Annotated in this window: 3 protein-coding genes and 1 riboswitch; of the genes, 1 reads left to right on the top strand and 2 read right to left on the bottom strand. The window is 41.3% G+C overall.

Features of this window, described 5'->3' with window-relative positions; all coding sequences use genetic code 11:
• The first annotated feature begins 632 nt into the window (after positions 1–632).
• Positions 633–2084: a mannose-1-phosphate guanylyltransferase/mannose-6-phosphate isomerase gene (locus C8R34_RS15830; RefSeq protein ID WP_110342216.1), complete on the top strand. Its 1452-nt coding sequence runs from the start codon at positions 633–635 to the stop codon at positions 2082–2084.
• 387 nt (positions 2085–2471) lie between these two features.
• Here the strand turns inward: C8R34_RS15830 and C8R34_RS15825 are convergent, their stop codons facing one another.
• A complete protein-coding gene (locus C8R34_RS15825; RefSeq protein WP_258364540.1) occupies positions 2472–3713 on the bottom strand; it encodes a glycoside hydrolase in 1242 nt (413 codons plus the stop codon).
• 59 nt (positions 3714–3772) lie between these two features.
• A riboswitch (cyclic di-GMP riboswitch) is annotated at positions 3773–3859 on the bottom strand.
• A 106-nt stretch (positions 3860–3965) separates the two neighbouring features.
• Entirely contained in the window at positions 3966–4619 is a 654-nt protein-coding gene (locus C8R34_RS15820; RefSeq protein WP_110342212.1) for an IS1595 family transposase, read from the bottom strand.
• Positions 4620–5193 lie beyond the last annotated feature (574 nt).

The raw sequence follows: 5193 nt of genomic DNA, 5'->3' as shown, positions 1-5193 counted from the left end.
TACAAAATCAACTCACAGTGATGGATGAAATGGAAGGGAGGTTTGGGCAACTACCGCTCTTCTAAAACTCGGTCGCTTGCGGCCGAGTTCTTTATATTTTTGAATAAGTTATACAGAGTTGAGGGACGCTTCCAAACTTTGTGCCACTAACTGGATTGAACGTTTTAATCAGAAAGTACGAAAAAATAAAGCACGGTAACAGCTTCCAAAATTTAGATGCAACACTAGAATACCTTGATGATTGTGGGGGGCAGTGTGCGAAAATCAGGTTTCGTGAAGATCTGGAAGATATGTATCGTTGATATCACTATTTTCAGAAAGAATGATGATTGAAAATGCCAATCAAATATATCCGGTGTTTTTGTATTCAGACACACACTATTAAATGTGGCGGAACTGATCATTGGCAGGTCATTTAATCTGAATTAATCAGCGATGCGATAGTGTTATCAGTAGGTAACTTAATCTGTAAATAGAGAATTTAGATAGTATTATGAGTTGAACTAGTTTTGATCTGATCAAACAAAGTATATAAAAGAAAAAAACGTTACTAGGTTTGAATATGTTGAACCCCCCTTAAATTAAATGAAAAACAAGAAATTTAATATTTTACTAGAATTGAATTGAATTGAATGAAGACATTAGCACCCATCATTTTGTCGGGAGGGGCAGGTACACGTCTATGGCCACTCTCTCGTGAGAAACATCCAAAACAACTCTTACCGTTGATAGGTGAAGACTCATTGCTACAGGCTACAATTCGCCGTTTGGACGGACTGAAAGGGATCAAGCTAAATGCACCGATAATTGTTTGCAATGAAGAGTATCGTTTTGTGATTGCAGAGCAATTACGGATCATGGATAGAAAAGGAACTATTCTGCTTGAGCCCACTGGGCGCAATACAGCGCCAGCATTAACGCTAGCCGCGCTTGCAGCAATGCGCGAAGAGAGTGATCCCGTTTTATTGGTAATGCCATCCGATCATGTGATTATGGATATAGAATCATTTCAGGCTGCCGCTCTTAAAGGCATGTCGCAAGCAATGGATGGTAATATTGTCACCTTTGGTATCGCGCCGGATGCTCCTGAAACGGGATATGGTTATATTCAGTCGGGTGAATTAGTAGGGCACGATGAAGCTATTTTCCATATTGCACGCTTTGTAGAGAAACCTGATCTATCAACGGCACAAGCCTATCTTGATGCAGGTAGTTATCTCTGGAATAGTAGGTTATTTATGATGCGTGCTTCTGTATGGTTATCTGCTATTGGTAAGTGTCGGGCAGATATTCTGACTGCATGCCAAATCGCATGGGATCAAGGATCAGTTGATGGTGAATTTCTGCGCGTGGATAAGAATGCATTTGAGCAGTGCCCTGGTGATTCGATTGATTATGCCGTAATGGAGCGACTGAGCATCAATAATAGCGAACTTCCAGCCGGTGTCGTAATTCCACTTTCCGCAGATTGGTCTGATGTCGGTGTGTGGGATTCTTTGTGGCAAGTGCTTCCCAAAGATGACGCAGGTAACGTATCGAGGGGCGATGTGCTATTAAATGACTGTAGAAATACACTTGTTATTTCAGAAAGCCGCTTAGCGGCATGTGTCGGCATTGAAAATATGATTGTTGTTGAGACGGCTGATGCCATACTGGTTGTTCATAAGGACAAAACACAAGACGTAAAATTAATTGTCGATAGTTTGAAGCGTCAAGGCCGCTCAGAAGGGCAGTTGCACCGCAAAGTATTTCGCCCTTGGGGCTGGTACGATGGGATTGATTTTGGCGAACGTTTTCAAGTGAAACGTATTGTTGTTAAACCTGGTGCTGCCCTATCATTACAAATGCATCATCACCGCGCTGAGCACTGGGTTGTCGTACGTGGTACAGCTCGTGTAACACGTAATGAAGAAATTTATCTAGTATCCGAAAATGAATCAACCTACATTCCACTCGGTACAAGCCATCGCCTAGAAAATCCAGGTTGTGTGCCACTTGAAATGATTGAGATTCAATCAGGTTCCTATTTAGGTGAAGATGACATAGTACGTTTTGAGGATATTTATGGTCGGAAAAAGTACTAATTGAGCTTATTTTTGTATAGTCAAGGCGTCTGGCATTCGCGCTGATACCAGAAACCAGGCTGCTACTCATTTCGAGAAACTCCTATGGATCGGATGTATTCTTCATTTAATTTTCGTGTTGGCAAACTGATCTCAGCAAGAATATGAGTTTTGAGGAATACATCGGTAAGTGCATTGCTTAGGACTCCGAGAAAACTCCTAATGAACTGGGTATTAACGAGAGATACTTAAAGCTGCTTAGTGACAGGTATAATTCGGATGTTACAAAAATGCTCTGCTTTGAATGAAAACTGTCCGTCAAAGCAGGGCACTCCAGGGTTGATCAAAATGAAGAACATACTTTGGGAAGTGTGTTCTTCATAGACACAGTTGCTCAGGAAATTTCTTCTAGTTGATGCAAGAGGAATAGACGCTAGGACAAGTTGGATCCAATCCACCCGAAGGGGTGATTTTTTGATTTCTCATGTTCAGTAATTCCAATACCTTGGGAGAATAATCTGGATTGCGCATCCAGAAGATGTAATTGGCTTTCAGCGTATCCCGTGCAAAAGTAAGAAGTTCTGCGACAGTAGGCTGATAACCAGTGCCATCGACTCTGGTATTTTTGTAATTACCCGACATCACCGAAGGTGCCAAGGGTACAATTCCAGAAAGTTGAGGATAGTAATTATAGACTCCCTTTGGGTTGTTAGGGAAAAGCAGTCCAGGTTCTTCAAGGAAAGTATCCGGTCCACCCAATCCTGCTCCCATTGCATTCAAGCTACCGATAAATGATTCTAAAATCGGCCGTGGGTAGTTTGTGAACTGGAACGTCACAGTATTTGGGAAGTGCTTGCGCATTTGCTGTTGCAGTTCAATAATATTGTCGTAATAGCCATTTATTTGAGTACTGGTTAATGGTACCACCGGTATTGCCATGGAGGTTTCTGTTAAACCGATACCTTCAAAATAAGGGTTGGAGTTGAAACGATTTCCCAATGCACGAATTAGCGCAACCAAGCGATCGCGTACAAGCGGATTCCACAACTTAATGTTTTTTCCTCCATTTGAGTTTGGGGTTGAGTTGTGATTTTCATATTCAAATATCCCTCCTTCATATGCGCTCGTTTTTATGTAGTCTGGTACAAACTCATCCAAAGGGTCGAATGATTTTAATTCCAACATAATAATAAGGCGCTTATCTATTGCAGAAACTTCAGAAAGACGCTTAGCGATAGCCGAGAAATTATATACGCCTTCGGATGTTTCTAGTTCTGCCCAAGAATAACGAATATGCACACCACGTAATGCTGGCGTTGCTTTGAGTTCTTTATATACCATCGATAAATACCAAGAAGCATTTTTTCCATGATCCATAAGCGAGTAGTAATGGCCTGGGTGCCATTTGACCGGAGTGGTTACAACTGGAGTGGTGGCGCCAGCATGTACTACTCCCCAGGGAGTCAACATCATGCTAATAATGAACAATAGTACGATCAATGCGGCACGATGCGCTTGTTTGCCTGCAATGGATAGATTGGGTTTGATGGTGGCCGGTGATAGCAAACTGGTGACTAGTAATGCTTGATTATTGCTGTTCATATTTAATTCCTCCTTATAATTTAAAAGGACGGAACTGCGCGGATACATATCGAACTTATTGTTCGATACTCGTCAAATCACATATGCGACTAAAGCGAGCGGTGTTATCTGGCAGTCCTGCCATCATGGGGCATTTGCCCGTTAGATCAGTGACTTTGCGTCCTCTGCTTTCGCAGAGTTTGCCTTTTTAATACTGCACTAAATAATAAAGCACAAATCGTGCCAATTCAGGAGTGTTGCTATAAGTTAGCTTTTAGGATGGTGATATAAATAAAAATCTTGGGGCTGTAGTAGATTAGATTAAATTTGAGTCCAAGATTTCAAAATTTTTAACTGTTGTTTAGGTGTTCCATAATTGAATCTGAATTCACATTCCTTGAGAAACAATGGAAAAGAGCCTTTAGGAATACCATTGTATTTTCTTAAGACGCGTTTGGCCTGATTCCAAAAGTTTTCAATGCCGTTGATGTGATTCTTTCCTTGAGCAAATAGTGTGGAATGGTTGATCCGCTCATGGTAAAAATGATTCACGTCGAGTGCATTATAACTACGATAACAGTCTGTATAAACTATGCTGTCAGGTGCTATCTTTCTAGTAATTAACGGCATCAATGTTTCTGTCTTAGTATCTCCAACAACCCTCGTATAAATCTTGCCACCGCGCTTCAATATGCCAAACACAGCAACCTTGCCCGCAGCGCCGCGACCACGCTTGCCCTTACGAATACCACCAAAGTAGCTTTCATCTAATTCCACTACACCATGAAAGATTTCGTGAGATTCTTGCTCTAGATGATAAACAATCACTTCTCGTATTTTGCGATAAAACAGTGCTGCGCTATTAGGTTGAATTCCCAATATATCGGCTGCTGATCGCGCTGTAACTTCCAACACAAAATATTCCAACAACCTTGATTGCGTTTTCTTTAATAATCTACAATGACTTATCTTCATTAAATTAGCTTATCATCTAAGCTAATCTACTACAGCCCCTAAATCTTTAATCTCTTTCGAGTTTAATTCCTCGCTCCTTGGGGCGAAGGCTGGCTGAAAACCAGCAGCCTGAAGAGCGCTTTTAATACCTCGCTGCTTGCGGCGGAGTGCTTTATTAGAAATGTGACATTTTTTGTTATCTAGCGACGAAATAGAGTAAGCTTTGGCAATCGGCGTGCAAAACTTACCGGGATTTTGGGTAAATCGGCGTTGAAAAGTTTCCACCCAGGATTGTTAAATATCCGGCATTTTGTCGGAGAATTCTGGAGTGATAACAGAAGTGGCCTCACTTGATTGGACAGTTTTTTGCATTTCTTAAGTGGAAATCTTGCGTTAATGCCTACCCTATTTTTTGCATTGCAGGCAGGTTATCGAAGTGGAACTCATTTGGTGTTTTGTCGTCAATGTCAATCAACATTCAAAATTTACCAGCTATCAACTGTTGACACCGATCGAAACTTGACACTAAAAGCCTAGTTGTACCGGTTGAAAACTGACCAGGTAATTCACGTATCTTGCCTAAATTTTAGGCGGG

The sequence above is a fragment of the Nitrosomonas sp. Nm84 genome (assembly GCF_003201565.1).
GTDB lineage: Bacteria > Pseudomonadota > Gammaproteobacteria > Burkholderiales > Nitrosomonadaceae > Nitrosomonas.
Note: the sequence above shows the minus strand (reverse complement) of the source record. Positions and strands in the feature narration are given on the sequence as shown.